At 69.7% G+C, this 22,634-nt stretch carries 28 protein-coding genes, 1 tRNA gene and 1 other RNA gene; 14 read left to right on the forward strand and 16 right to left on the reverse strand.

Annotated features, from left to right (window positions below; genetic code table 11):
* Window positions 1-102: 102 nt before the first annotated feature.
* Entirely contained in the window at window positions 103-411 is a 309-nt protein-coding gene (locus QNO14_RS08185) for a hypothetical protein (RefSeq protein WP_257493222.1), read from the forward strand.
* Between the two features lie 69 nt (window positions 412-480).
* Here QNO14_RS08185 and QNO14_RS08190 read toward each other — a convergent pair.
* Window positions 481-553, reverse strand: a tRNA-Lys gene (locus QNO14_RS08190).
* A gap of 94 nt (window positions 554-647) precedes the next feature.
* On the opposite strand from QNO14_RS08190, the gene QNO14_RS08195 reads away from it, so the two are divergent.
* Both QNO14_RS08195 and QNO14_RS08200 read left to right on the forward strand, forming a co-directional pair.
* Window positions 648-1,478 (forward strand): inositol monophosphatase family protein, encoded by an 831-nt coding sequence (locus QNO14_RS08195; RefSeq protein WP_257506332.1) that lies wholly within the window; start codon window positions 648-650, stop codon window positions 1,476-1,478.
* Between the two features lie 26 nt (window positions 1,479-1,504).
* A complete protein-coding gene (locus QNO14_RS08200; RefSeq protein ID WP_257493221.1) occupies window positions 1,505-2,095 on the forward strand; it encodes a hypothetical protein in 591 nt (196 codons plus the stop codon).
* Here the strand turns inward: QNO14_RS08200 and QNO14_RS08205 are convergent.
* Window positions 2,073-3,281: a sensor histidine kinase gene (locus QNO14_RS08205; RefSeq protein WP_257506270.1), complete on the reverse strand. Its 1,209-nt coding sequence runs from the start codon at window positions 3,279-3,281 to the stop codon at window positions 2,073-2,075. The genes QNO14_RS08200 and QNO14_RS08205 overlap by 23 nt on opposite strands.
* A 162-nt stretch (window positions 3,282-3,443) precedes the next feature.
* On the opposite strand from QNO14_RS08205, the gene QNO14_RS08210 reads away from it, so the two are divergent.
* Window positions 3,444-3,611 (forward strand): hypothetical protein, encoded by a 168-nt coding sequence (locus QNO14_RS08210; protein WP_257493219.1) that lies wholly within the window; start codon window positions 3,444-3,446, stop codon window positions 3,609-3,611.
* Between the two features lie 65 nt (window positions 3,612-3,676).
* Here the strand turns inward: QNO14_RS08210 and QNO14_RS08215 are convergent, their stop codons facing one another.
* Window positions 3,677-4,516, reverse strand: a complete 840-nt coding sequence (locus QNO14_RS08215; protein WP_257506271.1) for a DUF4352 domain-containing protein — start codon at window positions 4,514-4,516, stop codon at window positions 3,677-3,679.
* A 126-nt stretch (window positions 4,517-4,642) separates the two neighbouring features.
* On the opposite strand from QNO14_RS08215, the gene QNO14_RS08220 reads away from it, so the two are divergent.
* Both QNO14_RS08220 and QNO14_RS08225 read left to right on the forward strand, forming a co-directional pair.
* The gene (locus QNO14_RS08220; protein WP_257506272.1) at window positions 4,643-4,918 is read left to right on the forward strand and encodes a hypothetical protein; all 276 of its coding nucleotides are present in this window, start codon (window positions 4,643-4,645) and stop codon (window positions 4,916-4,918) included.
* Between the two features lie 73 nt (window positions 4,919-4,991).
* Window positions 4,992-5,651 carry a DUF1345 domain-containing protein gene (locus QNO14_RS08225; RefSeq protein ID WP_257506273.1) on the forward strand — a complete coding sequence of 220 codons (660 nt, stop codon included), beginning with the start codon at window positions 4,992-4,994 and terminating at the stop codon, window positions 5,649-5,651.
* A gap of 119 nt (window positions 5,652-5,770) precedes the next feature.
* Here the strand turns inward: QNO14_RS08225 and ssrA are convergent.
* Window positions 5,771-6,141: a transfer-messenger RNA gene (ssrA, locus tag QNO14_RS08230) on the reverse strand.
* A gap of 147 nt (window positions 6,142-6,288) precedes the next feature.
* Between ssrA and QNO14_RS08235 the strand changes: the two genes are divergently transcribed.
* Entirely contained in the window at window positions 6,289-6,954 is a 666-nt protein-coding gene (locus QNO14_RS08235; RefSeq protein WP_257506274.1) for an SIMPL domain-containing protein, read from the forward strand.
* A gap of 4 nt (window positions 6,955-6,958) precedes the next feature.
* Here the strand turns inward: QNO14_RS08235 and smpB are convergent, their stop codons facing one another.
* From smpB to prfB, 8 genes are all read right to left on the reverse strand, one after another.
* Complete coding sequence (gene smpB / locus QNO14_RS08240) at window positions 6,959-7,435, reverse strand: SsrA-binding protein SmpB (RefSeq protein ID WP_191717717.1); 477 nt, start codon at window positions 7,433-7,435, stop codon at window positions 6,959-6,961.
* 85 nt (window positions 7,436-7,520) lie between these two features.
* Complete coding sequence (ftsX, locus tag QNO14_RS08245) at window positions 7,521-8,435, reverse strand: permease-like cell division protein FtsX (RefSeq protein WP_257506275.1); 915 nt, start codon at window positions 8,433-8,435, stop codon at window positions 7,521-7,523.
* The gene (gene ftsE / locus QNO14_RS08250; RefSeq protein WP_257493212.1) at window positions 8,432-9,568 is read right to left on the reverse strand and encodes a cell division ATP-binding protein FtsE; all 1,137 of its coding nucleotides are present in this window, start codon (window positions 9,566-9,568) and stop codon (window positions 8,432-8,434) included. The genes ftsX and ftsE overlap by 4 nt, the downstream gene beginning before the upstream one ends.
* Before the next feature lie 86 nt (window positions 9,569-9,654).
* Window positions 9,655-10,581, reverse strand: coding sequence for an anti-sigma factor (locus tag QNO14_RS08255; RefSeq protein WP_257493211.1), 927 nt, complete (start codon window positions 10,579-10,581; stop codon window positions 9,655-9,657).
* Complete coding sequence (locus QNO14_RS08260) at window positions 10,568-11,158, reverse strand: RNA polymerase sigma factor (RefSeq protein WP_257493210.1); 591 nt, start codon at window positions 11,156-11,158, stop codon at window positions 10,568-10,570. The genes QNO14_RS08255 and QNO14_RS08260 overlap by 14 nt, the downstream gene beginning before the upstream one ends.
* Window positions 11,155-11,775: a class F sortase gene (locus QNO14_RS08265; RefSeq protein ID WP_257506276.1), complete on the reverse strand. Its 621-nt coding sequence runs from the start codon at window positions 11,773-11,775 to the stop codon at window positions 11,155-11,157. Before QNO14_RS08265 ends, QNO14_RS08260 begins: the two co-directional genes overlap by 4 nt.
* A 25-nt stretch (window positions 11,776-11,800) precedes the next feature.
* Window positions 11,801-12,622 (reverse strand): DUF4397 domain-containing protein, encoded by an 822-nt coding sequence (locus QNO14_RS08270; RefSeq protein WP_257506277.1) that lies wholly within the window; start codon window positions 12,620-12,622, stop codon window positions 11,801-11,803.
* A gap of 107 nt (window positions 12,623-12,729) precedes the next feature.
* Window positions 12,730-13,839, reverse strand: coding sequence for a peptide chain release factor 2 (prfB, locus tag QNO14_RS08275; RefSeq protein ID WP_257493207.1), 1,110 nt, complete (start codon window positions 13,837-13,839; stop codon window positions 12,730-12,732).
* 26 nt (window positions 13,840-13,865) lie between these two features.
* On the opposite strand from prfB, the gene QNO14_RS08280 reads away from it, so the two are divergent.
* From QNO14_RS08280 to QNO14_RS08310, 7 genes are all read left to right on the forward strand, one after another.
* The gene (locus tag QNO14_RS08280) at window positions 13,866-15,137 is read left to right on the forward strand and encodes an MFS transporter (protein WP_257506333.1); all 1,272 of its coding nucleotides are present in this window, start codon (window positions 13,866-13,868) and stop codon (window positions 15,135-15,137) included.
* The gene (locus QNO14_RS08285) at window positions 15,134-15,493 is read left to right on the forward strand and encodes a hypothetical protein (protein WP_257506278.1); all 360 of its coding nucleotides are present in this window, start codon (window positions 15,134-15,136) and stop codon (window positions 15,491-15,493) included. The genes QNO14_RS08280 and QNO14_RS08285 overlap by 4 nt, the downstream gene beginning before the upstream one ends.
* Before the next feature lie 325 nt (window positions 15,494-15,818).
* A complete protein-coding gene (locus QNO14_RS08290) occupies window positions 15,819-16,784 on the forward strand; it encodes a TIGR03885 family FMN-dependent LLM class oxidoreductase (RefSeq protein ID WP_257506279.1) in 966 nt (321 codons plus the stop codon).
* Window positions 16,781-18,445, forward strand: a complete 1,665-nt coding sequence (locus tag QNO14_RS08295) for an alpha-amylase family protein (protein ID WP_257493204.1) — start codon at window positions 16,781-16,783, stop codon at window positions 18,443-18,445. The genes QNO14_RS08290 and QNO14_RS08295 overlap by 4 nt, the downstream gene beginning before the upstream one ends.
* A 138-nt stretch (window positions 18,446-18,583) precedes the next feature.
* Entirely contained in the window at window positions 18,584-19,363 is a 780-nt protein-coding gene (locus tag QNO14_RS08300) for a methionine ABC transporter ATP-binding protein (RefSeq protein WP_257506280.1), read from the forward strand.
* Window positions 19,360-20,031, forward strand: coding sequence for a methionine ABC transporter permease (locus tag QNO14_RS08305; RefSeq protein WP_257493202.1), 672 nt, complete (start codon window positions 19,360-19,362; stop codon window positions 20,029-20,031). The genes QNO14_RS08300 and QNO14_RS08305 overlap by 4 nt, the downstream gene beginning before the upstream one ends.
* Window positions 20,032-20,075: 44 nt before the next feature.
* Window positions 20,076-20,903 carry a MetQ/NlpA family ABC transporter substrate-binding protein gene (locus tag QNO14_RS08310; RefSeq protein WP_257506281.1) on the forward strand — a complete coding sequence of 276 codons (828 nt, stop codon included), beginning with the start codon at window positions 20,076-20,078 and terminating at the stop codon, window positions 20,901-20,903.
* Between the two features lie 281 nt (window positions 20,904-21,184).
* Here QNO14_RS08310 and QNO14_RS08315 read toward each other — a convergent pair whose 3' ends face one another.
* The 4 genes from QNO14_RS08315 to QNO14_RS08330 are packed head-to-tail and all read right to left on the reverse strand — an operon-like array spanning window position 21,185 to window position 22,623.
* A complete protein-coding gene (locus QNO14_RS08315; RefSeq protein WP_257506282.1) occupies window positions 21,185-21,619 on the reverse strand; it encodes a pilus assembly protein TadG-related protein in 435 nt (144 codons plus the stop codon).
* A complete protein-coding gene (locus tag QNO14_RS08320; RefSeq protein WP_257506283.1) occupies window positions 21,616-22,083 on the reverse strand; it encodes a TadE family protein in 468 nt (155 codons plus the stop codon). Before QNO14_RS08320 ends, QNO14_RS08315 begins: the two co-directional genes overlap by 4 nt.
* On the reverse strand, window positions 22,058-22,441 hold the full coding sequence (locus tag QNO14_RS08325) for a TadE/TadG family type IV pilus assembly protein (protein ID WP_257506334.1): 384 nt from the start codon (window positions 22,439-22,441) through the stop codon (window positions 22,058-22,060). The genes QNO14_RS08320 and QNO14_RS08325 overlap by 26 nt, the downstream gene beginning before the upstream one ends.
* Window positions 22,438-22,623: a hypothetical protein gene (locus tag QNO14_RS08330; RefSeq protein ID WP_257493427.1), complete on the reverse strand. Its 186-nt coding sequence runs from the start codon at window positions 22,621-22,623 to the stop codon at window positions 22,438-22,440. Before QNO14_RS08330 ends, QNO14_RS08325 begins: the two co-directional genes overlap by 4 nt.
* Between the last annotated feature and the right edge of the window lie 11 nt (window positions 22,624-22,634).

A 22,634-nucleotide genomic window follows, 5' to 3' on the forward strand; every position in this document is an offset into this window, starting at 1 on the left:
GACCCTCCTCGGGCCTTGCGTGTGTTCCGACAACAGGGTGTCTGCTGTCTTGGGCACACCCCGTCAACCGACGCACGCCCCCCACGTGAAAGGACCTCCGTCATGAGAACCACCCGAATCGTCATCGTCATCGTCATCGCGCTCGGCTGGGTGATCGCCGCTGGCGGCCTGATCACCAGCTTCGTCGACCTGGCCGCGCTCCCCGCCTTCGCGCGCAGCGCGCTGGGGCTGTGGCCGGATGCCGGCACGTCGGCGGCCCTGGTGGTTCGGTTCGGGTCGATCGGCGTCGTGGTCGCCGGGATCGTATCCCTCCGAGTCCTCGGCAAGATGCGTGAGCGTCAGGTGCAGGCGCAGGCGGATGCCGCCGGCCGCGGCATCCTCACCGGCACAAACCGAGACGCGGATGGATGATCACCATCGGCGACGTCGCGCAGAAAAGGAGAAGCCCCGCACACTGGCGAGAGTGTGCGGGGCCTTCCGTGCACCCCCTGGGACTCGAACCCAGAACCCACTGATTAAGAGTCAGTTGCTCTGCCGATTGAGCTAGAGGTGCAGGCGATTCGAACTTTCCGAACCGAGGAGCAACGTTACCATCCCGAGGCCGAGGTCGCCAATCGAGGGCGGCCGTGCCCGGTATCGTTGTGGTCGTGCCCGCCGCTCCCCCACCCTCACCCTGGTCGGCGCCGTTCACGGGCGAGCTCTCCGCAGACCTCGCGTTCGCGCTCCGGCTCGCCGACGCCGCGGATGCCGTGTCGATGGTCCGCTTCGACGCCCCCGACCTCGACGTGCAGACGAAGGCGGACGCGTCGCACGTCACCGAGGCCGACCTCGCGACCGAGCGGGCGATCCGCGCGCTTCTCGAGGCCGAGCGGCCCGACGACGGGATCTTCGGTGAGGAGTACGGATCGAGCGGGGATGCCGTGCGTCAGTGGGTCATCGATCCCATCGACGGCACCGCCAACTACCTCAAGGGCATTCCCATGTGGACGACGCTCATCGCCCTCGTGATCGATGGCGTGCCGCGCGTCGGGGTGGCCAGCCAGCCGGCTCTGGGCCGCCGGTGGTGGGGGGCGACGAACCTGGGCGCCTGGACCGATGTGCCCGGCGGTGACGCACGTCGCCTGCGCGTGTCGGAGGTCGATTCGCTTGCCGAGGCGAGCGTCAGCTTTCAGAGCCTCTCGCAGTGGGACGACGCGGGTCACCTCGACGCGGCCGTGCGGCTGACGCGTTCGGTGTGGCGCGACCGCGGATACGGCGACGCGTGGCCCTACATGCTGCTGGCCGAGGGCCGGCTCGAGTTCGTGGCCGAGTTCGACGTCAAGGAGTACGACATCGCCGCCCTTGTGCCGATCGTCTCCGAGGCGGGCGGCCGGTTCACCTCGTTCGTCGGCAACGACTCCCTCGCCGAACGCTCGTCGCTGGCGACCAACGGCGTTCTCCACGACGACTTCCTGCGCCTGCTCCACCTCTCCTCCTGACCCCGACCCCCCGACGGAACCGATCGATGCCCTCCCCCTCCCCCCGCGGCCGCACCGCTGCGACCCTTGTCCTGCTGACCGCCGTGCTGGCCCTCACCGCCTGCGCCCGGCCCGAGGTCCCGACGCAGACCGGCACGCCGGCGCCGACCGTCGGTGCGGGAGACACGGCGACGCCGTCGCCGCAGCCCGAGCCGTCGACCACCCCGGTCGCCACGGCGGACCCCACCTGCACGTCGATCATCTCGGAGAGCACGGTCGCGAGCTTCGAGGATGCGGGGCTGACCTCACGCGAAGAGCCCTTCCGCATCGGCGAGACCGAGCTGCCCGCCGGCATCCAGTGCGTCTGGGCCGATTTCAGCGCGCCGGGCGCTCCCCCGCAGATCTTCGGGTGGGCACCCCTGGAGGGCGCCGCCGCAGAGCGAGCCCAGGACGACCTGCTCTCCGCCGGATGGCTGCGTGAGAGCGGCGAGGACGGCCTCTACATCACCGAGGACCCCGACCTCGCTCTCACGGTCGGGGCGGACGGCTACGGCATGACCTATCTCTTCGGCGAGGGCTGGGTGACCCTCTCGGACACCAAGCAGAGTCTGCTGCTCATCGAGCGCCCGCAGGGCTGAGGCGACGGCTGCTGCGCGCATCCGGCAGCAGCACCCACACCCGCGCGCCGCCGAGCGGCGAGTCGTCGATGCCGATGCGTCCGCCGTGCGCGTGCACGAGGCGTCGACACGTCGAGAGGCCGATCCCCATCCCCGGTGCGGCGGCGGTGCTTCCCCGCTGCATCAGATCGAACACGCGCTCTCGCTCCTCTGCGGGAACGCCCGGACCGTTGTCATCGACGGTCACCTGCCATCCACCGGCGATGGCGTGGGCGCGGATGTCGATGCGCGGGCGCACGCCGGTGGCCGCACTGAACTTCGCCGCGTTGGCGACGAGGTTCTGAAGCAGCGTCCGCAACAGTGTCTCGTCGCCGACGAAATCCGCCGGCGCGTCCACGGTCACGGCCGCCTCGCACGGGCTGAGCGCGGCGTGCAGGTCCTCGGTCACCGAGCGCACGACGTCCCCGAAGTCGAGCTCCACCGAGCCCGAGGTGACGCCGCCGACCTGAGCGAATCGGAGCAGATCCTTCAGCATGGCCGCCATGCGTGCACCGGCGGATTCCGCACGCTCCAGCAGAAGCACGGCGTCAGGCGCATGGCGCATTCCCGGGCTGTCGACGGCAAGTTCCACGAACCCGAGGAGCGCCGTGAGCGGATTGCGGAGGTCATGGCTGACCTGCCCGGCGAAGTGGGCGAGCTGTTCGTTGGACTCCGCGAGACGCCGGGTGATGCGGCGCAGCTCGAGCACATCCACGACCTGGCGGGCAAGCTGGTCAAGAGACCTGCTGCGCTCCGGGCTGAGGGCACCGGGCTGCTCGTCGAAGACGCAGAGCCTGCCGATCGGGATGCCGGACGGGGTCACCAGCGGACTCGAGGCATAGAAGCGCACCCGAGCGATCTCACCCGTGACGAACGGGTTCGCAGCGAAGCGCTCATCGCTGCGGGCATCGGGCACGGCGACCTGGACGGCATCCTGCAGGACAGCCCCGCACATCGAATCCTCGCGAGCGCACACGGCGGGTTCGAACCCGACAGCGGCGATCTGATGCTGCGAGTGATCGTCGATGATGTTGATCACGGCCGTGGAGACACCACACAGGGTCGCGGCCAGTTGGACGAGGCCCTCCAGATCGGGTTCGGGCGGGTTTCCCAGCAGATCGTAATCGGCGATCGCCGCCCGGCGAGCGACGTCTTCGGCTTCCAGCACGCCATTCCTCTCACAGACCCCCGCCTGCCTCCAGGCTATCCAGTGCACGCCGGCTCCTTTACCGCGTGACGCGGCCGTGTGCCCATCGGCGCATCATGTCAATCACCTGCGCGGGGAGCCCGGGCGGCGTACGGTGATGGCATCCGATGGAGGGAGACGAACATGGATGAGAACGCGACCGACCAGCAGCGTCCCGAGGACGAGGAGGTCACGCCCAAGCCCGACGGCCTCGGCCCCGACGGCACGATCCCCGCTGACCCCGACGGTGTTGCCGCCGGGCACACCGGCGAGGCGTCGAACTTCGAGCCGGAGGAAGACGAGCAGGCCTGAGAGCCGCGCTGCACAACGAAACCCCCGGCGACTGCCGGGGGTTTCGTTGCGTCAGAGGCCGTCGATCACTGCACGGCGACGTGGACCATGTCGGTGGTGACTCCCGAGCGCACGGCGATGACGCCGTCCTCCGCGCCGACCTCGGGCGCCAGCAGCACGACCGCACCTGTCGCCGTGTCGCCGGGGAGAAGGTTGGCCAGACGGTCCATCTCGCCGGGGGCGTCCACAGCGGCGGTCTCGGTGGGCTTCCCGGATGCCGTGATGAACGCGATGCCCACCCACAGCGGCATCATGCCCTCGGCGGCATCGCCGGTGTACGTCATCGTCACGTCCGCGAGGATGTACTGGAAACCCTCCGCCGGCGGAGAGCCGTAAGGGTTCACCGCCATGACGGCCTCGGTCTGGTCGAACTCGACACCGTGGACGGTGACCTCCCAGTCCTCGGTGACGATGGGCGTGCCCAGCGGCAGCGGGTTGTCGATCGTCCCCTCGCCGACCGGCTCCGCCGCCGACGATTGCGTCGCCGCGGGCACATCGACGACGACCTCGCTGCTGTCGTCCGCCGCCGACGATGCGAGACCGGCGAAGGCGAAGCCGACGACCACGATGAAGACGATGAACCCGACGATGGTCCCCACCACCGACACGATGATGGCCGAGATACCCAGCGCCTTCCCGCGCCCCGGTCGGAAGAGCGAGACGATTCCGAGCACGAAGCCCACCACGAGCAGCACCCAGCCGACGACCATCACGGCCGGGACGCACGCCAGGATGAGACCGACCCCGGCGGAGATCACGGCCACGAGACCGAGCACGTTGAGCGGCTTCTTGCCGGGTGGTGCCGCGGGCGGACCGGGTGGAAGATACGGATTCGGGTGCGCAGGGTACGTCTCGGGACTGCTCATCGGTCCATCCTGTCAGTCATAGGCAATACACAGGAACAGCTCCGCGCGGGCACCCTCCCTCTCCGCTCGGGCTTGGCGCTGTCAAGCCCCTGCGACGCGCCGGCCTCCGGCGGCAGGCTTGCGGGCATGACTTCTGATGACCAGGCGCGCCCCGTGACAGACGGCGAAGAAGAGCAGTCCGAGCTGTCCAACGCCGACGCCGTGCGCAAGGACATGACCTACAGCCCCGCCAGCGAGACCGAGACGCAGCAGAAGCAGGACGACCCGCTGCCCTCCGCTCTCGACGATGACATCGACGCCGACGCGATCAACGTGGCCCCCGGGACCGGCGGCCCGGACGACGTGGGCGATGTCGAGGTCGACCCCGCCGACCTCAACATGCCGGGCCGCTCCGCGAACTGACCCTCGTCGCCCGCTCCTCTGCGTGGCTGACCGTACGCGCGCTAGTCTCCCCGCACGGGAGAGAGGAGCAACGGTGGGCGATCAGACGACCGACGACGGCGGGCTCTGGGACCGCTCGGGTACCCGGGTCGCCGCGACGTTCGCTGTGCTCGCCCTGACGACGGCGGTCACCGCGCTGCTGGGCGCACCGCTGATCGCGCCGGCCGCGGGCTGGACCGTCGCCAGCGGGCTCTATTCGTCGTGGGCGTGGTTCGCCGTCAAGGACATGGATGCCGACGAGACGGCTTCCCACGCGACACGCGAGGATCCCACGAGGCGCGCCGGCCACACTCTGCTGATCCTCGCCAGCGTGGCGAGCTTCGGGGTGATCGGGGTTCTTCTGGCCCAGAGCGGACGCGTACGCGGCGCCGAGGCAGTGATCCTCGGCGTCGCCGCGCTGATGACGGTGACCGCGTCCTGGTTCCTCATCCACGTCCTGTTCATGCTGCGCTATGCCGCGACGTACTACATCAGCGGCGGCACGGGCATCGACTTCAACCAGAGCGATCCGCCCTGCTATCGAGACTTCGCCTATCTCGCGTTCACCCTTGGCATGACCTACCAAGTGTCGGACACCAATCTGACGAGTCATGCGATGAGGCGCGAGGCGCTGCGGCACGCGCTGCTGTCGTTCCTCTGGGGCGTGGTCGTACTGGCGACCACCATCAGCCTCATCACCAACATCGCGACCTGAGCGCGGCCGCATCGCCCGCACGGCGTGCAGGCGGCCACCACACACCCGCGCCCGCACAGAAAAGGGCCCGACCCGCACACATGGTGCGGGCCGGGCCCTTGTTCGCGGTGACAGCGGCGTGGTGGAGATGGGGGGAATCGAACCCCCGTCCATCGCTGGGATACTGCGTTTTCTCCGGGCGCAGTCTGTAGAGACGTTCTGCTCGGCTCCGACCTTTGTCACAGACACCTAAGTCGACGAGCCCAGTCTGGAAAAAGTCCCGCGTGACGTCCAGACGCCGTCACACAGCAAGATCCCTAGATGACGCCAGGGTCCGTGTCGGGATCACACACGGTCTGACGGACTATCGGGCTCGCTTACGCAGCGAGGGCGAAGTCAGTGCGCTTGGATTCGGCACTTATTGGTTTTGCAGAGATCGTTAACGAGATAACCCTGCATCCTCGGCCCGCTTCTCGCAGAGACTCAGGCGATGTCGAAACCGATCATCCCCGTGAACCCCTCTTTCGAAGGAACCGCTGTCACGCTGTGGAGTTGCCAGCCCGAAGCCGAAGCTCCGGGCACCACAGACTATAACGGATGCCACCCCCACGCCATTCCACGACGGTCTCCCAGCCGGTCGCCGCGTAGAGTCGCAGCCATGACCGACGTCACCATCACCGTCCGCGGGGACCATGAGCGCCGCGTCGCCGCCGAGCAGGCCGTCGTCACGCTGCGCGTCGCCGTCGAAGGCCCCGACCGCGCCGACGTCGTGGCGCGCCTCGAAGCCCTCGCGACCCCGCTCACCGACGACCTCGCCGCCCGGCAGGGCACCGACGGCCTCGTGGAGTGGTCGAGCGACCGCATGTCGGTGTGGTCCGAGCGCCCCTGGGGTGACGGGCACCGCCTGGCGCCGGTGCACCACGCGTCCGTCGAACTGACCGCGACCTTCGACGATCCCGTCGCCGTGGCGGCGTGGGTGACAGCCGTCGCCGAGCGCGAGGGCGTGGAGATCCAGACCGTGGGGTGGCGCCTGACACCGGGAACGCGCGCGGCGGTCGAGCGCGATGTGGCATCCGAAGCCGTCGGCGTCGCGGTCGACCGCGCCACGGCCTACGCGGCCGCCCTGGGGCGCGGCACGGTCACGCCGCTCGAAGTCGCCGACGTCGGACTGCTGTCGACGCCCGGCGAACCGGAGGGCGGGCCGGGGGCGCGCATGATGCGAGCGGCCTTCACGGCGGATACCGAGGCGTCGCCGCAGCTGCGCCTGCAGCCCGACGACATCGTCGTCAGCGCAGCCGTCGAAGCCCGCTTCACCGCGCGCTGAGGACTTAGTCGCCCAGGCGGTTGCGCGAGCGCATCGCGCGCTCGGCCTCACGTTTGTCTTCGCGCTCACGGATCGTCTGACGCTTCTCGAACTCGCGCTTGCCCTTCGCGACCGCGATCTCGACCTTGGCGCGCCCGTCGGAGAAGTACAGCCGCAGCGGCACCAGCGTGTACCCGCCCGCCGAGACCGCGTGCGAGATCTTCACGATCTCGTCCTTGTGCAGCAGCAGCTTGCGCGTGCGCTTGGACGCATGGTTGGTCCAGTGCCCCTGCGAATACTCGGGGATGTGCACCGAGTCGAGGAACGCCTCTCCCCCGTCGATGTACGCGTAGCCGTCGGTGAGGTTGGCGCGACCCTGCCGCAGTGACTTGACCTCGGTGCCGGTGAGCACGAGACCCGCCTCGTACGTCTTCTCGATGGCGTAGTCGTGGCGCGCGCGACGATTGGTCGCGATGACCTTCTCCCCGCGTTCCCTGGGCATGATCACTCCTCCGGTACGCCGCGACGGGCGCGCGGCAGCCCACCAGCATACCGGGTGGGCGTGGCGCGCCGGCGCCGGGCGCGGTTCACGCGCGCAGCCACCGGCGGATGGCGAAGCCGGCCGACACCGCCGCGAGGACGACGCCGATGATGATCATCACGGGAAGCACGATCGCCGCATCGCCCAGGTCCACCCACGTGGTGACGAAGTCCACCCGGCCGCGGAGGTAGTCGTTCACCCCGAACTGCACGCCGGCGAGGATCGCCGCGCAGGCGAGCAGAGAGCCGAGGAAGGCTGCGAACACGCCCTCGAGGATGAACGGCGTCTGGATGAACCGGTTCGACGCCCCCACCAGTCGCATGATGCCGAGCTCCCGACGTCGCGCATATGCCGACAGCCGAATGGTCGTGGCGATGAGCAGAACCGCTGCGATCAGCATGAGCGCGGCGATGCCGACGGCCAGGTAGGTGGCCACCGTCAGCGCGGAGAAGAGCGGATCGAGGTACTGCAGCTGGTCGGCGACCTCCTCGACCCCCGCCATCCCACTGAAAGCCTCGATCATGACCTCGGACTGGGTCTGATCGACCAGGTTGATCCAGAAGGTCTGGTTGAGCTGATCCGCGGTGACGATACTCGCGTAGTCCTCGCCGAGCAGGTCGATCACGTTCTGGTACGCCTCGTCCTGCGTCTCGAACCGCACCTCGCCGATGAGGGGGGCCAGCGCCGGACTGTCGAGCTTCTCCTGCACCATGGCCACCTGCTCCTCAGTGGCGACGCCGTCGACGCAGGTGGGGGCGAGTGAATTGTCGGTGCACATGTAGACGGCGACCTGGGCCCGCTCGACCCAGTAGTCCTGCATCTTGCCGATCTGCATCTGCATGAGCATGCCGGCACCGACGAAGGTCAGCGAGACGAAGGTGACCAGCACGACGGAGATCACCATCGAGATGTTGCGACGCAGGCCCGACAGCGCCTCGCCCAGAATCAGTCCGATTCTCACGAGGTCGGCCCCACTTCGTCGTCGGACGAGCGACCGCCCAGGCCCAAGCGGTCGGCAAGACCCAGTTCATCCAGCTCCACAGGGGGAAGCTCGATGGTCACCGGGCTCGTGCGCGGGGACGGATCGACGGCGTCTGCGGCCGGTGCGTCGGCGGTCGCGGGCAGGACGGATGCCGCGGGTTCGGCGGCCTGCGATGCACGCGGTGGTGTCGACTCTGCGACCTGGTAGGGCGGCTCCGCGGCTCGCGCCGCCTGCTCTGACGCGGCGGGCGGCGTCACCGATGCCTGCGTGACCGTGGTCACGCGCACGGTCGAGCCGTTGGGCGCGGCGGCAGCGATGTCGGAGGCGGAGGTGCCGATGATCTCCCGCTGCAGCTCGAGCACTGCGGTGAGGGCGGCGACGGCGGCCGCGCCCTTCTCTTCGACGGGCATGAGGCTCGGGATCGCCGAGGTGTCGCCGTAGCCGCCGTGACGCTCGTCTCGCACCATCACGCCGCCGCTGAGCTCGATGACGCGGCGCTGCATCTGGTCGACGAAGCCGGCCTCGTGCGTCGCCATCAGCACCGTCGTGCCGCCGGCGTTGATGCGGGCGAGCAGCTGCATGATGTCGACCGACGTCGCCGGGTCGAGGTTTCCGGTGGGCTCGTCGGCGAGCAGGATCTGGGGGCGGTTCACCAGCGCGCGCGCGATGGCGACGCGCTGCTGCTCGCCACCGGACAGCTCGTGGGGCAGACGCTTCTGCTTGCCCTCGAGGCCGACGAGCGCGAGCACCTCGGGCACGGCCTGCTGGATGAAGGCCCGCGACGAGCCGATCACCTGCAGCGTGAACGCCACGTTCTGAAACACGGTCTTGTTCGGCAGGAGGCGGAAGTCCTGGAAGACCGAGCCGATGTGGCGACGGAAGTACGGGACCTTGCGGTTGGACAGGGTGCGCAGATCGCGACCCAGCACCACCACTCGACCCTCGCTGGGGCTGTCTTCGCGCAGGATGAGCCGCAAGCACGACGACTTGCCCGACCCCGACGCGCCCACGAGGAACACGAACTCGCCGCGTTGCACCTCGAAGTCCACGTCGCTGAGCGCGGGTTTGCTGGTGCCGCGATAGCGCTTCGTGACGTTCTCGAACCGGATCATGACCAGTTGAGCCTAAGCGGCGGCCGTGGCGCAGCCGCCAGCGACACCCGCGCGTTGCGGCATCCGCCCCAAGCGCAGAACGACGGTCATGCAGGCTGCAGCGCGCCGCGGACGATCGAGTCGCCGGAGTGCGTCTGGTCGCCGTCCTCGGCTTCCTGCGAGACGTCGACGACACTGAACTTCGCGAGGTCCACACCGGCGGGCACGTCGAAGACGCCCTCGCTGCCCTCGAGCACGCCGAGGCTCACCAGATCCGACCCGTCGTCGGCCAGCAGCCACACCTCTCGGTAGCCGTCGTCGGGCACGGTGGCGTCGAGGGTCACCACCACCTGATTGCGGCCGTCCACCTCTTCGAGCAGCGCGACGCCGCGCGCACCCTCGTGGGCGGGGAACCCGTCGAGGGTCGCCTCAGCGACGATCTGCGGGTTCGGCGCGAGGGCGTTCTGCGTGGCCCACACCCCGATGACCATCGCGACGACGGCGAGCGTGCCGGCCAGCGCGAGCAGCAGCGGAAGTCGACGCACGCGCCCTCGTCGAGGCACCCGGTGCGAGGCAGCCGAACGCGGCGTGCCGTGCGACGACGCGTCCGCCGGCGGCCGCGGCTCGGTCGGCGGCGCGGCGTGGTGGGCCTGGGAGTCCGTCGCGGGGGCGGGCGGCGGCGCCGCGGCGGGAGCGGCGGCGGATGCCGGCAGCGCGGGGTCCAGGGCGGCCGGGGCGTCATGCGCGGTCGGCGCGTCCACCGGTGAAGCGGGCGTCACGTCGGCCGCCGGAGACTGCGCTCCCCCGGGCGTGAAGCCGACTTCGGCGGCGATGGCCTCCCACACGCGCGGCGGGGGCGTCAGCAAGGGCGGCTGCACGAGTGCACCGCGGGCAGCGCCCGCGGCCATCGCGAACGCGGCGACCTCGTCGGCGCACTCGAGGCACTCGGCCAGGTGGGCGCTCTGCTCGTCGGTGGCCGCGTCGTGCTCGCCCATGGCGATCAGGGCTGCCAGTTCAGGGTCAAGGTGCGACATCGGCGGCCTCCAATCGTGCGCGCAGCCGGGACAGACTTCGTCGGATGTGACTCTTCACCGTACCCAGGGGCATGGCGAGCCGGTCGGCGATCTGGGCGTGGGTGAGATCGTCGTAGAACGCCAGCCGCATGACATGCTGCGCGTCGGGCTCGAGATGCTCGATCTCCTGCGCGATCATCAGCGAGTCCTCGACGTCCACCGGGTCGGGAGCGGGCGCGAGCGCTTCCGCCGTCACCGCGTCCTCGAGGCGTGCCGCGCGCGAACGGGCTTCATGCGCGTCGGCGATGCGGCGGCGGGCGATGCCGACGAGCCACCCGCCGAGGTTGCCGCGGTCTTCGTCGAACGCCTCGCGAGAGGTCCAGGCCGAGACGAACGTGCGCTGCGTGACGTCCTCGGCCTCGGTCTGGTCACCGAGCGAACGCACGGCAACCGTGAACACGAGGCGCGACCAGCGGTCGTACATCGTCTTCAGCGCCTCGGGATCCCCCGCGCGGAAGCGTGTCGCCAGGGCGCCGTCGTCCTCGATGAGCTTCTCCCTCCGTGCGTCGCAGCCCGCAGCATCCACGACGAAGGTCATGACGATGCCCGCGCGACCAGCACCACGTTATCGCTGTACGTGCGGCTCTGCTCGTCGAACTCACCTCCGCAGGTGATGACCACGAGGCTGCGGGGGCCGTCGCGGTCGAACAGCTGGTCGACGGGAAGCTCGGCCCGCGGGATGTAGGTGACGCTCTCGACCGTGTACACGGTCACGGCGCCGTCTGCGTCGGTGACCTGGAGGGTCTGGCCGGGCTGCGCGTCCCGCAGCACCGAGAGGGGGCCGATGCCGTAGACGCGGGAATCCACGTGTGCGGCGAGCACGGTGGCGCCGTCGGCGTCGGCCGGCGCCGGCCCGTACCGGTACCAGCCCGCGACCGACGGGTCGACCGGGATCTCCATCGACCCGTCGTCCTGCACACCGACCGGCACCACGGGCATATCGATCCCGAGTTCGGCGGACGCCAGCTGCTCGGGAGCGGCACTCGGCGCCTGCACCGGCGGAGGCGTCGCTGGCGTGACGGGAATCTGCACCGCCGGCGTCGGCGCCGCCGTCTCGGTGCGCGCCGCCGCGGAGGACGGGGCCGGGACCCCGCCCTCCGCGTCGGGGGGTGAGCATGCCGCGAGGGTGAGCGCCACCGCGAGCACAGCGGCCACGCCCCACCCTCGCGACATCGTCATATCAGCGCCGCTTGGCCGTGGCCACGCGGGCAGCGACGACCGAGCCGGCCGCGAGGGCCAGAGCCAGTCCGCCACCCAGGGCGATGAGCGGCATCGACTGGTTCTCGGCCACGAGGCCCGCAGAACCGGTGTTGACGCCACCCGGGTTGGAGTGGAGCCCCGTCACGGTCTGCACCGCGAGGGCGAGGTTGCCGTCTTCGGCGCTGCCCCACGCGTAGGCGATCGTCAGCACGCCCTCCTGGATGTCGACGTCTGCCGGCCCGATCACCGGGTCGGTGGTCCCTTCCAGCGCGACGGCAGCCGAGACCACGCCGGCCGGCAGGTTGAGGGTCGCTTCCTCGGGGTTGACGAGTCCCGTCACGACCGGCGAACCGCCCGCGAGGATGTCCACGGCCGGTGCGGCTGCCACGTGGCGCACGGTCAGACGACCTTCGCCGGGCGCGGTCGCCGCGGTGTCGTTGGTGAAGAGCGTCGCCGACGGCTCGCCCGCCTCGGTGAGGTGCGCCACCGCGGTGTAGCTCTTGTTCGCCTCGAGGGTCAGGGTGATGGGCCCGAGCACCGGCGCCGAGTCGTCCGCGGCATCCGTCGCCGTCAGCGCGACCTCGTAGTCACCGGCGGGCAGGTCCAGCGGACCGGCGAGATCTCCGGGCTGGAAGTCGTCGAGGGTCAGTTCGCCGTTGACGTACACGTCGACGGGTGTGTCGGGGATGCCGTGGAGCACGGACAGATCGGCCGTGGTCTCCGAGATGGCGTATGCCGGCGAGAACGCCGCGAAGGCGGCGAAGGCGCCGACCACCACGCCCGCTGAGATTGTCTTACGCACGAGGAACTCCTTCAGGTGTTGCGCGACCGTTTCGCGCTTCACAGAGGTATTCCTGCGGGACCGTGCGTTTGGATGCAGCCGAAGGAAAAAAGTTCGGCCGCGCGGGCTCAGTCCTCGATCTTGCGCTTGCGCCAGCGGATGCCGGCGGCGATGAGACCGTCGAGGTCGCCGTCGAACACGGCGGCGGGGTTTCCTACCTCGTAGCCGGTGCGCAGGTCCTTCACGAGCTGCTGCCCGTAGAGGAAGTACGAACGCATCTGGTCGCCCCAGCTCGCGGTGATGGTGCCGGCCAGCTCCTTCTTCTTGGCCGCCTCCTCCTCGCGCTTGAGCAGCAGCAGTCGCGTCTGCAGCACGCGCATCGCGACGGCGCGGTTCTGGATCTGGCTCTTCTCGTTCTGCATCGACACGACGATGCCGGTCGGGATGTGGGTGATGCGCACGGCGGAGTCGGTGGTGTTGACCGACTGGCCGCCGGGGCCGGACGAGCGGAAGACGTCCACGCGGATGTCGCCCTCGGGAACGTCGACCTCCTTGGCCTCTTCCATGACCGGAATGACCTCGACGGCGGCGAAGCTGGTCTGGCGCTTGTCGGCGGAGCCGAACGGGCTGATGCGGGCGAGTCGGTGGGTGCCGGCCTCGACCGAGAGCGTGCCGTAGGCGTAGGGGGCGTCGACCTCGAAGGTGGCCGACTTGATGCCCGCGCCCTCGGCATATGAGGTGTCCAGCACCTTCACGGGGTACTTGTGCCGCTCGGCCCAGCGCAGGTACATGCGCATGAGCATCTCGGCGAAGTCGGTCGCGTCGTCGCCGCCGGCCCCGGAGCGGATGGTGACGACCGCCCCGCGGTCGTCGTACTCGCCGTCGAGAAGGGTCTGCACCTCGAGCTGGCCGATGACGTCCTCGAGCTCGGCGAGCTCCTTGCGCGCCTCTTCGGCGGAGTCCTCGTCGCCCATCTCGATGGCGAGCTCGACGAGCACGTCGAGGTCGTCCAGGCGGCTCTCGATCTCGGTGAGCCGCTTCAACTCGGTCTGGCGGTGGCTGAGCGCGCTCGTGACCTTCTGGGCCTTCTCGACGTCATCCCAGAGGTCGGGCACGCCGGCCTCTTCGGAGAGCCGGGCGATCTCGGCCCGGAGCGCGTCGACGTCCACCACCGCCTGGATGTCGGAGAAAGTGGAGCGCAGCGCCTGGATGTCGGCGGAAAGATCGAGTTCAAACATGACTCTTCAGACTATCGTGGATGCCGATGGCTCACGGCGAAGACGATCCCCGCATCGCCGGGACCCTCTGGCGGTTCGCCCCGATGATCTACGGGCCCACGGTGCTCTTCGCCCTCGGCGAGGGGGCGGTGATCCCGCTGCTGCCGATCTTCGCGGCCGACCTCGGCGCCGATCTGCCCACGGCCGCGCTCGTGGCATCCGCTCTGGTCGTCGGTCAGCTGTGCGGGAACATCCCGGCCGGATGGGCCGTCGCCCGTCTCGGCGAGCGCCTCACCATGACCATCGCCGGCACCCTGTCACTGGCGGGTGTCGCCGGCCTGATCGTGGCCCCCTCCCTGCCCGTGCTCGCCGCGGCGGTGTTCCTCATCGGATTCTGCGCCGCGGCGTTCGGGCTGGCCCGCCACTCGTTCATGACGACGCGGATTCCGCTGGCCTTCCGCGCCCGCGCGCTGTCGCTTCTGGGGGGCACGTTCCGACTCGGCATGTTCGTGGGTCCGTTCGTGGCGGCGGCCCTGCTGGGCCTGTTCGGTGACGCCCACGCCACGGTCTGGTTCTTCGGCGCTTGCCTTGTCGCCACCGTGCTGCTGGTGCTGCTCGGGCCCGACCCCGAAACGGCGGTCGCGGGGGCTCGAGCGGACTCGCGCGTCTTAGAGGACAGCGGGGAGCCGGTGACCGGCTCCATCCCCGTGCAGGAGCGCGTGGGCGTCTTCCGCACCATGTGGCGCCACCGCGGCGTGCTGGGACGACTCGGACTGGCGGCGGCGTCACTTTCGGCGATGCGCTCGGCGCGTCAGGTGGTGCTGCCACTGTGGGGCGTGTCGATCGGTCTCGACGCGCAGACCATCGCGCTGGTCGTCGGCATCTCCGGCGCGATCGACTTCGCCCTGTTCTACGCCAGCGGCCAGGTGATGGACCGATTCGGGCGGCTGTGGGCGGCGCTGCCGGCCATGGTGCTCATGGGCGCCGGGTTCCTCGCGCTGTCATTCACCCACGATGCCGATCAGGCGGCCATGTGGTTCGCGATGTTCGCCGCCGTGCTCGGCGTCGGCAACGGGCTCTCGAGCGGCATCCTGCTGACCCTCGGCGCCGACACCGCACCGAAGGACGACCCGGCGCCCTATCTGGGCTCCTGGCGGACATTGACGGATGCCGGTGGCGCGACCGCTCCCCTGATCGTCTCGGCGCTGGCCACGTTCTCCCTCTCCGTCGCGGCGGGGGCCATGGGCGTGCTGGGACTGGTGGGCGCCCTCGCCTTCGTGCGCTGGGTGCCCCGGTTCGTGCCGCGGGCGCGCCGGTGAGCACGGCCGCGCCGCCGCCGGAGGGCACGGGGTCCTCCGTCGTCCGGTTCTGCCGCAGCCGCAGCAACGGCCGCCGGTGCATGCGCCCGCTCGGGCACCCAGGCCTGCATCGGCACCGCACGGCGATGTGGAACGACGTCGCGGCCGATCCGCCGCGCTGCGCGGGATCGGGCGAGCCCGCCTCCCCCGCCGCCACCCTTCCCGACGGCTACCCCCACGGTCGGGCGCTGTGCCGGCGGTGCTTCACGTTCGTCCCGCTGCGCGACGGGCTCCTCACCGCGCACGACGCGGCGCCGTCCGACGAGAGCGACGCCGAGATCGCGTCGCGCCGTGAGTGGTTCAACACCCTCGGCTGAGTCCTCGCGCAGCGGGTGCGACGTCGCGACGCCCGTGCCACGCCGGGTGGGATGAGGGCAGCGCAGCGCGCCGCTCGCATCCGACCGTCGGGATTCTGCTGACAGTCCCCCGATCTCTCATGTGAGTACCCGCTCACACAGCAGCCGGAGGTGGACCTCGGCGGCACCGCGACGAAAGGGGGGCGTGTGAACGGGAACTCACATGGCGAATCCGGACACGCCGAAAACCCCGGGAGTTCGGCCCGCAGCGTGACGGCTTACCGCACGGCGCGGGGCGAACGCAAACCTTTCCGGATGGCCACGCGTACCCGCAAGACTCGCGGGCATGGTCTTTCTCGGCTTCCATGCATCCCACGAACAGATTCCCCCCGGTCAGCTCTTGCGCGACGTGGTGGCGGCGGAGGCCGCCGGATTCGACGGCGCGATGTGCTCGGACCACCTGGCGCCCTGGGGCGTGCGCCAGGGCGAATCGGGCTTCGCGCCCAGCTGGCTCGGGGCAGCCCTTGCCCGCACGGACTTCTCGATCGGCTTCGTCAACGCCCCAGGACAGCGCTATCACCCGGTGATCGCCGCGCAGGCGTACGCGACGCTCGAGGAGATGTTCCCGGGGCGCTTCTGGGCCGCGCTCGGCAGCGGCGAGGCGATGAACGAGCACGTCACCGGCGACCCCTGGCCACCCAAGCCCGAGCGCAACGCCCGGCTCGCCGAGAGCGTCTCGATCATCCGCCGCCTGCTGGCGGGCGAAGAGGTCGACCACGACGGCCTGGTGCGTGCACACCACGCCCGCCTGTGGTCGCTGCCGGATGCGCCGCCGCCGCTGTTCGCCACTGCCATCAGCCCCGAAACCGCCGCGTGGGCGGCGTCCTGGGCGGAGGGCCTGGCCACCGCACTCCAGCCGCCGGAGGCGCTGCAGAAGGTGCTCTCGGCCTACGAGGCTGCGGGCGGAACAGGCCCCCGGTTGCTGCAGGTGCACCTCAGCTGGGCCCCGACGGATGCCGAAGCTCTCGCGATCGCGCGGGATCAGTGGCGACACGCCCTGCTCACCGCGCCCGCGATCTGGGACCTCGAGCAGCCCGAGGAATTCGACGACGCTGCCGGCGAACCCACCGACCAGCAGATGCGCGACGCGCTGTTCGTCTCGAGCGATCTCGATGAACTCGCAGACCGCATCGCCGATCACGCCCGGCTCGGCTTCGACCGCGTGTACCTGCACCATGTCGGCCAGGACCAGGCGCCGTTCCTCGACGTGGCGCGCGACCATCTGCTGCCTCGGCTGAAGGAGATGCTGTGAGGATCACCGACACGAGCGACCTGTGGTGGAAGTCCGCCGTCATCTACTGCCTCGACGTCGAGACGTTCCTGGACTCGAACGGCGACGGCGTGGGCGATCTGCAGGGACTGGCATCCCGCATCGACTACCTCGCCCAGCTCGGCGTCACGTGCCTGTGGCTCATGCCCTTCTACCCGACGCCCGATCGCGACGACGGCTACGACGTGACGGACTTCTACGGCGTCGACCCGCGCCTCGGCACCCACGGCGATCTCGTCGAGGTGATCCGCACGGCCCGCGATCGGGGCATGCGCGTCATCGTGGACCTCGTCGTGAACCACACGTCCGACCGGCATCCGTGGTTCCGATCCGCCAAGCGCAGTCCGTCGTCGCCGTACCGCGACTTCTACGTGTGGCGTTCGGACCCGCCGCCCCCGGGCCAGAAGAACCCCGTCTTCCCCGGTGAGGCAGACGGCATCTGGACGCGGGAGGACGCGACCGGTGAGTGGTACATGCACAGCTTCTACCCGCATCAGCCCGACCTGAACATCGCCAATCCCGCGGTGCGCGACGAGATCGCGAAGACCGTCGGATTCTGGCTGCAGTTGGGGATCTCGGGATTCCGCGTGGATGCCGTGCCATTCCTGCTCGAGGTGCCCGAGGGCGCCGAGATGGCCGACCCCCACGACATGCTGCGCGACATCCGCCGCTTCCTGCAGCGGCGCTCGAGCGAAGCGGTGCTGCTGGGCGAGGTGAACCTCCCCTACGAGGAGCAGACGGCGTACTTCGGCACCGACAACGGCCAAGAACTGACGATGCAGTTCGATTTCGTGGGGATGCAGGAGTTCTACCTGTCGCTCGCCCGTCAGGATCCGACGCCCCTCGCGGCCGCGCTCGCGTCGCGCCCCAGCCTCCCCGTCGAGGCGCAGTGGGCGAACTTCCTGCGCAACCACGACGAGCTCACGCTCGACCAGCTCACCGACGAAGAGCGGCAGGAGGTGTTCGAGGCCTTCGCGCCCGACGAAAGCCAGCGGGTGTACGGGCGGGGCATCACCCGTCGGCTGCCGCCGATGCTCGAAGGCGACCCCCGCCGCATCCGGATGGCCTACAGTCTGCTGTTCACCCTGCCCGGCACGCCGGTGATCTTCTACGGCGAGGAGATCGGAATGGGCGAGAACGCCGACCTCGACAAGCGGCATGCGGTGCGCACCCCGATGCAGTGGTCGGCCGAGCGTCATGGCGGATTCTCGAGCGCCCCGCCGTCCCGCCTTCCTGCTCTGCCACCCGGCGACGGCTACGCCCCCGTGCACGTCAACGTCGCCGACCAGCTCGAAGACCGCGACTCGCTGCTGCACTTCTTCCGCGACCTGACCTCCCGCTACCGCATCTCACCCGAACTCGGGTGGGGTGAGCTGGAGATCATCGCGCACGACGCGCCGGGCGTGCTCGTGCACTCCCTGCGCGCCGACGTCGGCCGCACCGTCGCGGTGCACAACTTCACCGACGTGCCCGTCCTGCTGGGCTTCGCTCTCCCGGACGAGCCGGAAGGGACGACGCTGGTCGACATCCTCGACTCGGAGCGCCTTCCGCTCGACGACCGCGGCGGTATCGAGTTCACCCTCCCCGCGTACGGCTATCGCTGGCTGCGCGTGTCCCGCCCAGGAGACGGCCGGGTGACCTGAGGCGAGACGGCGTCGCCTCCTTTCGGGAGTCCCTCGGCGGACGACCTGCGGCCCCTCGCCCTCAAGCGGGCCGTATAGTTGGACGCGGTTTAGAAACAATCACCGGTCAGCCCGGGTCACGGAAGGCGAAACGACGCGATGGTGGAGGGCGACAGCGCGATCGTCGAGTTCCGCAACACGACCAAGCGCTATGGCGCGAAAGCGGATCACCTTCCTGCGCTCGACGACGTGAGCCTCAGCATCCGGCGCGAGGAGATCTTCGGGGTCATCGGTGAGAGCGGCGCCGGCAAGACCACCTTGCTTGAGCTCATCAACGGACTGACCACGCCGACCTCGGGCTCGGTCACGGTGCAGGGCATCGACGTGGGCGGCCTGCGACGCACCGGACTCCGCGGACTGCGACAGGGCATCGGTGTCGTGTTCCAAGGCATCCACCTGCTGAGCAACCGCACCGTTCGGGAGAATGTCGCTCTCCCGCAGCAGCTGGCGCGAGCGCAGGGCGGCACTGCTGTCAGCCGCGCCGAGGAGCGTCAGGCGGTCGACGAGATCCTCGCCTTCGTCGGGCTCTCGCATCGCGCCGATCACTACCCCGCGCAGCTGAGCGGTGGGGAGCAGCAACGCGTCGGCCTCGCCCGGGCCCTCGTCTCGCGGCCCGCGCTCCTGCTGGCCGACGAGCCGACGTCGTCTCTGGACGCCTCTACGACGTCGGACATCCTCCGGGTGCTGTCCGATGCCCGGGACAAGCTCGGCACCACCGTGGTCGTGATCACGCACGACCTGGACGTCGTCAAGGCGATCTGCGATCGCGCGGCGCTGTTGGAGCGTGGACGGCTTCGGGAACTGTTCCCGGTGACCAAGAGCGACTACCGCACGCTGCCGAGCTATCACGAGCAGGTCAAGCGGGAGCTCATGCCGTGAACCAGATCACCGAACTCCTCTCCGAGTACGGCGACGACATCCTCGAGGCGCTCGGCGAGACCGGGTACATGCTGGTCGTCTCCCTCCTCGCGGCGGTGCTGATCGGATTACCGCTCGGGATGGTCGTGTTCCTCACGCAGCGCGGCGGCATCGCGGAGAACCGCGCGATCTGGTCCGTGGCGAACATGTACATCAACATCGTCCGCTCCTTCCCGTTCCTGCTGCTGGTGGTGTTCCTCATCCCGTTCACGCGCGCCGTGATCGGAACCAGCTTCGGCACGCAGGCGAGCACCCTCCCCCTGTGCTTCGTGGCGGTCGCGATCTATGCGCGCCTGGTCGAGCAGATCCTGCGCGAGATCCCGCCCGGCATCTCGCGCGTCGCCCAGGCGATGGGGGCCACCGTGCCGCGGGCGGTGTTCCTCGTGCTGCTGCCGGAGGCGCGCCCCGGGCTCGTGTACGCGTTGACGTCCGCCGCGATCAGCCTGCTGTCGTACTCGACCGTGCTCGGCGTCGTGGGAGGCGGCGGCATCGGCGACTTCGCGATGCGATACGGCTACCAGGAGTACAACGACGCCCTCATGTACATCACCATCGCCATCATCGTCGTGTGCGTCCTGACGATCCAGGCGATCGGAAACCGCACCTCGGTCCGACTGGATCACCGCTGATACCGCGAGCACCGACCCACGCCACCCCAGGAAAGAAGGAAACCATGAGAGCCTCTCGGTTCAGCGTCGTCGCCATAGCAGTGGGAGCGGTCGCGGTGCTCGCCGGCTGCGCCGCCGGTGCCGGCGCCGATGCGGGCGACGATGGGGGCGAAGTCACCGCCCCGGTGACGCTCCAGGTCGCCGCCGTGACATCCCCGATGACCGACGTCGTCGAGGCGGCCGCCGAAGCCATCGAAGACGGGTACGAGATCGAACTCGTCGAGGTCGCCGACTACATCACGGCCAACACGATCCTCAACGACGGTGACGTCTACGCCAACTTCTCCCAGCACGAGCCGTACATGCAGTCCTTCAACGAGGGCAACAACGGCTCGCTCGTCGCGGTGCAGCCGGTGTACAACTTCGTGATCGCGTTCTACTCGAAGTCGCTGACCGACATCGCCGACCTCCCCGCCGGCGCCACGATTGCGATCCCCGACGATCCGTCCAATACCGGGCGCGCCCTGAAGCTGCTCGCGGCCGAGGGCATCGTGACGCTCGATCCCGCCGTCGACCCCTATGACGCGACCGTGGACGACATCGTCGAGAACCCGAAGCAGGTCGAGTTCCTGCAGGTGCCGATCAGTTCACTCAACGCCGCGTACGAAGAAGCGGATCTCGTGTTCCAGTGGCCGTCGCACATCGCGGCGCTCGGATTGAACCCGCAGGATGACGGCCTTCTCACCGAGCTCGACGAGACCTTCGCGCTGAACCTCGTGGTCGGGGGCGACGATGCGTCCTCGGAGGCGACGGCCGCGCTGACCAGGGCCTTCACGAGCGATGCCGTGCGCGAGGTGATCGAATCGAACGAGACCATCGAGGTCGCGTTCTGACGATGCCGGGCGCCCCGTCGCGGGGTCATCTCGGAAGTGTCATTGGGGCCCGGCCCTCGTCTCCGTAGACACTTCCTCTTTCGGCCGTGTGAGTTCCCGCTCACACAGCCGTGTCCGGAGGGAGCTCGGACGCCCGCTCTCCCGTGCATGTGAGTTCCCGCTCACACGGGCCATGGCGTGCGCCGTGGGCCCAGCACCCAATGGTGTGTGAGCGGGAACTCACATGCGAAATCGGGAGACACTGACAGATCGATGCATCGGCCCGCCCCGGCGAGCCGCGTTCAGCGCAGCGCGTTGCGGCTGGTCGCCGTCGCCTCCAGCGGCACGCCGTCGGGAACGAACAGTGTCATGATCGGCGGATGCCACACCGTGGCGACCGTCACCCGCGCCGAGACGCCGTCGGGAGTGGCCGCCGACACGAGCGTCGCAGTGCCGACCGCTTCGACGATGGAGGCGGCTTGCTGGCGGACGCCCCCGTCGGTGAGCTCGGCGGACGGTTCTCCCGCGACGACGGAGAGGGTGAACCCGTCCGCTCCGGCGAGCGCGGCGGCATCCGCGAGCCCATCCAGCCGCTTGTGGGCGATGTGCAGGCTGGTGGCATCCACGCACACGAGGATCAGCACCAGCGCGAGCGCGGCGTACCCCAGTGACAGCAGCAGAATGCTGCCGTCGTCATCCCCGGCGAGCTGCTGCCGCGCCGGCCGGACCCGGTTCACCCGCCACCCCAGAATCGGGAAACCTTCTGCACGGATGCTGCTTCGACAGGCACGCTGGCGATGCTCTCAAGCCCGAGGACCGATGGCACGAGCGGCAGCGTCACGCGCGTCGCGACCGTCACCCGGAGGGTCGCGCCGGAGGCGGGGCACGCAGCGCCGGCCGGCGTGCAACTGATCGCGACCTCGACGGCATCCGGCGCCAGACCGTACTCGTCGACCACCGAGGCGAGGATGGCATCGGTGCGGGCGGCGGCGGTCGCGGCATCCGGAGCCGTCGCCACCGCGCGCGCGATGTGACGCGCACCGGACTCGACCCCCAGTGTCTGCCCCTGCACGGCGCCCAGCGCGACGATCAGGTAGACGAGCGGCACGAGCAGGATCACACCGACGAGGATGAACTCCAGCGCGGCGGCGCCCTCGTCGTCTCCGGCCGCGCCGTCATCCGAGGCTCTCCACCGGGGCATGCGCGCTCACCTCCAAGACCTCTGGCGGACCCAGCAGCCCCACCAGCGGAAGCGTCGCCCGCACCGTCACCCGCACCGCCGGGTGGCCGAGGTGCGTCGTCTCGGCAACGGCCACGGACTCAGCGAACTGCCCGCCCACCGTGCGGACGATGATCGTGCGGGTGCGATCGGCACCCTCGTGCAGCGCGGTATCGGCGAGCGCCGCATGGAACGCCCCCTCAACGGCCGCGTCGTGCACGACGTTGCGCACGTACACCGCCAGGCCGAACTGCAGCACACCGAGGGTCAGCAGGGTCAGCAAGGCTCCGACCAGCACGAACTCGACCGGGCCCGACCCCGTGTCGTCCCCGAGCGTCAGAGTCCGCTGACGCTCTGGATCGCCTGCTCGAAAAGGCCCGCCAGCGCGGGCCCGGCGACGGCCCAGATCACCACCACCAGACCCGCCGTCATCAGCGTCACCAGCACCCATCCCGGCACGTCCCCCCGCTCGTCGTCGCGCAGGCCGCCACCCCACGCGGTACGCAGCCGCACTGCCACCATCTCCCTCTGAT

Origin of the sequence: Microbacterium sp. zg-Y625 (assembly GCF_030246925.1) — a bacterium.
GTDB classification, from domain to species: domain Bacteria; phylum Actinomycetota; class Actinomycetes; order Actinomycetales; family Microbacteriaceae; genus Microbacterium; species Microbacterium jiangjiandongii.

Excerpts from the sequence above, each read along its gene's own strand:
- QNO14_RS08185 (WP_257493222.1), top strand. The coding sequence starts at position 103 with ATGAGAACCACCCGAATCGTCATCGTCATCGTCATCGCGCTCGGCTGG.
- QNO14_RS08200 (WP_257493221.1), top strand. The coding sequence starts at position 1,505 with ATGCCCTCCCCCTCCCCCCGCGGCCGCACCGCTGCGACCCTTGTCCTG.
- QNO14_RS08210 (WP_257493219.1), top strand. The coding sequence starts at position 3,444 with ATGGATGAGAACGCGACCGACCAGCAGCGTCCCGAGGACGAGGAGGTC.
- QNO14_RS08215 (WP_257506271.1), bottom strand. The coding sequence starts at position 4,516 with ATGAGCAGTCCCGAGACGTACCCTGCGCACCCGAATCCGTATCTTCCA.
- QNO14_RS08220 (WP_257506272.1), top strand. The coding sequence starts at position 4,643 with ATGACTTCTGATGACCAGGCGCGCCCCGTGACAGACGGCGAAGAAGAG.
- QNO14_RS08235 (WP_257506274.1), top strand. The coding sequence starts at position 6,289 with ATGACCGACGTCACCATCACCGTCCGCGGGGACCATGAGCGCCGCGTC.
- smpB (WP_191717717.1), bottom strand. The coding sequence starts at position 7,435 with ATGCCCAGGGAACGCGGGGAGAAGGTCATCGCGACCAATCGTCGCGCG.
- ftsE (WP_257493212.1), bottom strand. The coding sequence starts at position 9,568 with ATGATCCGGTTCGAGAACGTCACGAAGCGCTATCGCGGCACCAGCAAA.
- QNO14_RS08255 (WP_257493211.1), bottom strand. The coding sequence starts at position 10,581 with ATGTCGCACCTTGACCCTGAACTGGCAGCCCTGATCGCCATGGGCGAG.
- QNO14_RS08260 (WP_257493210.1), bottom strand. The coding sequence starts at position 11,158 with ATGACCTTCGTCGTGGATGCTGCGGGCTGCGACGCACGGAGGGAGAAG.
- prfB (WP_257493207.1), bottom strand. The coding sequence starts at position 13,839 with ATGTTTGAACTCGATCTTTCCGCCGACATCCAGGCGCTGCGCTCCACT.
- QNO14_RS08280 (WP_257506333.1), top strand. The coding sequence starts at position 13,866 with ATGGCTCACGGCGAAGACGATCCCCGCATCGCCGGGACCCTCTGGCGG.
- QNO14_RS08290 (WP_257506279.1), top strand. The coding sequence starts at position 15,819 with ATGGTCTTTCTCGGCTTCCATGCATCCCACGAACAGATTCCCCCCGGT.
- QNO14_RS08300 (WP_257506280.1), top strand. The coding sequence starts at position 18,584 with ATGGTGGAGGGCGACAGCGCGATCGTCGAGTTCCGCAACACGACCAAG.
- QNO14_RS08310 (WP_257506281.1), top strand. The coding sequence starts at position 20,076 with ATGAGAGCCTCTCGGTTCAGCGTCGTCGCCATAGCAGTGGGAGCGGTC.
- QNO14_RS08320 (WP_257506283.1), bottom strand. The coding sequence starts at position 22,083 with ATGCCCCGGTGGAGAGCCTCGGATGACGGCGCGGCCGGAGACGACGAG.
- QNO14_RS08330 (WP_257493427.1), bottom strand. The coding sequence starts at position 22,623 with ATGGTGGCAGTGCGGCTGCGTACCGCGTGGGGTGGCGGCCTGCGCGAC.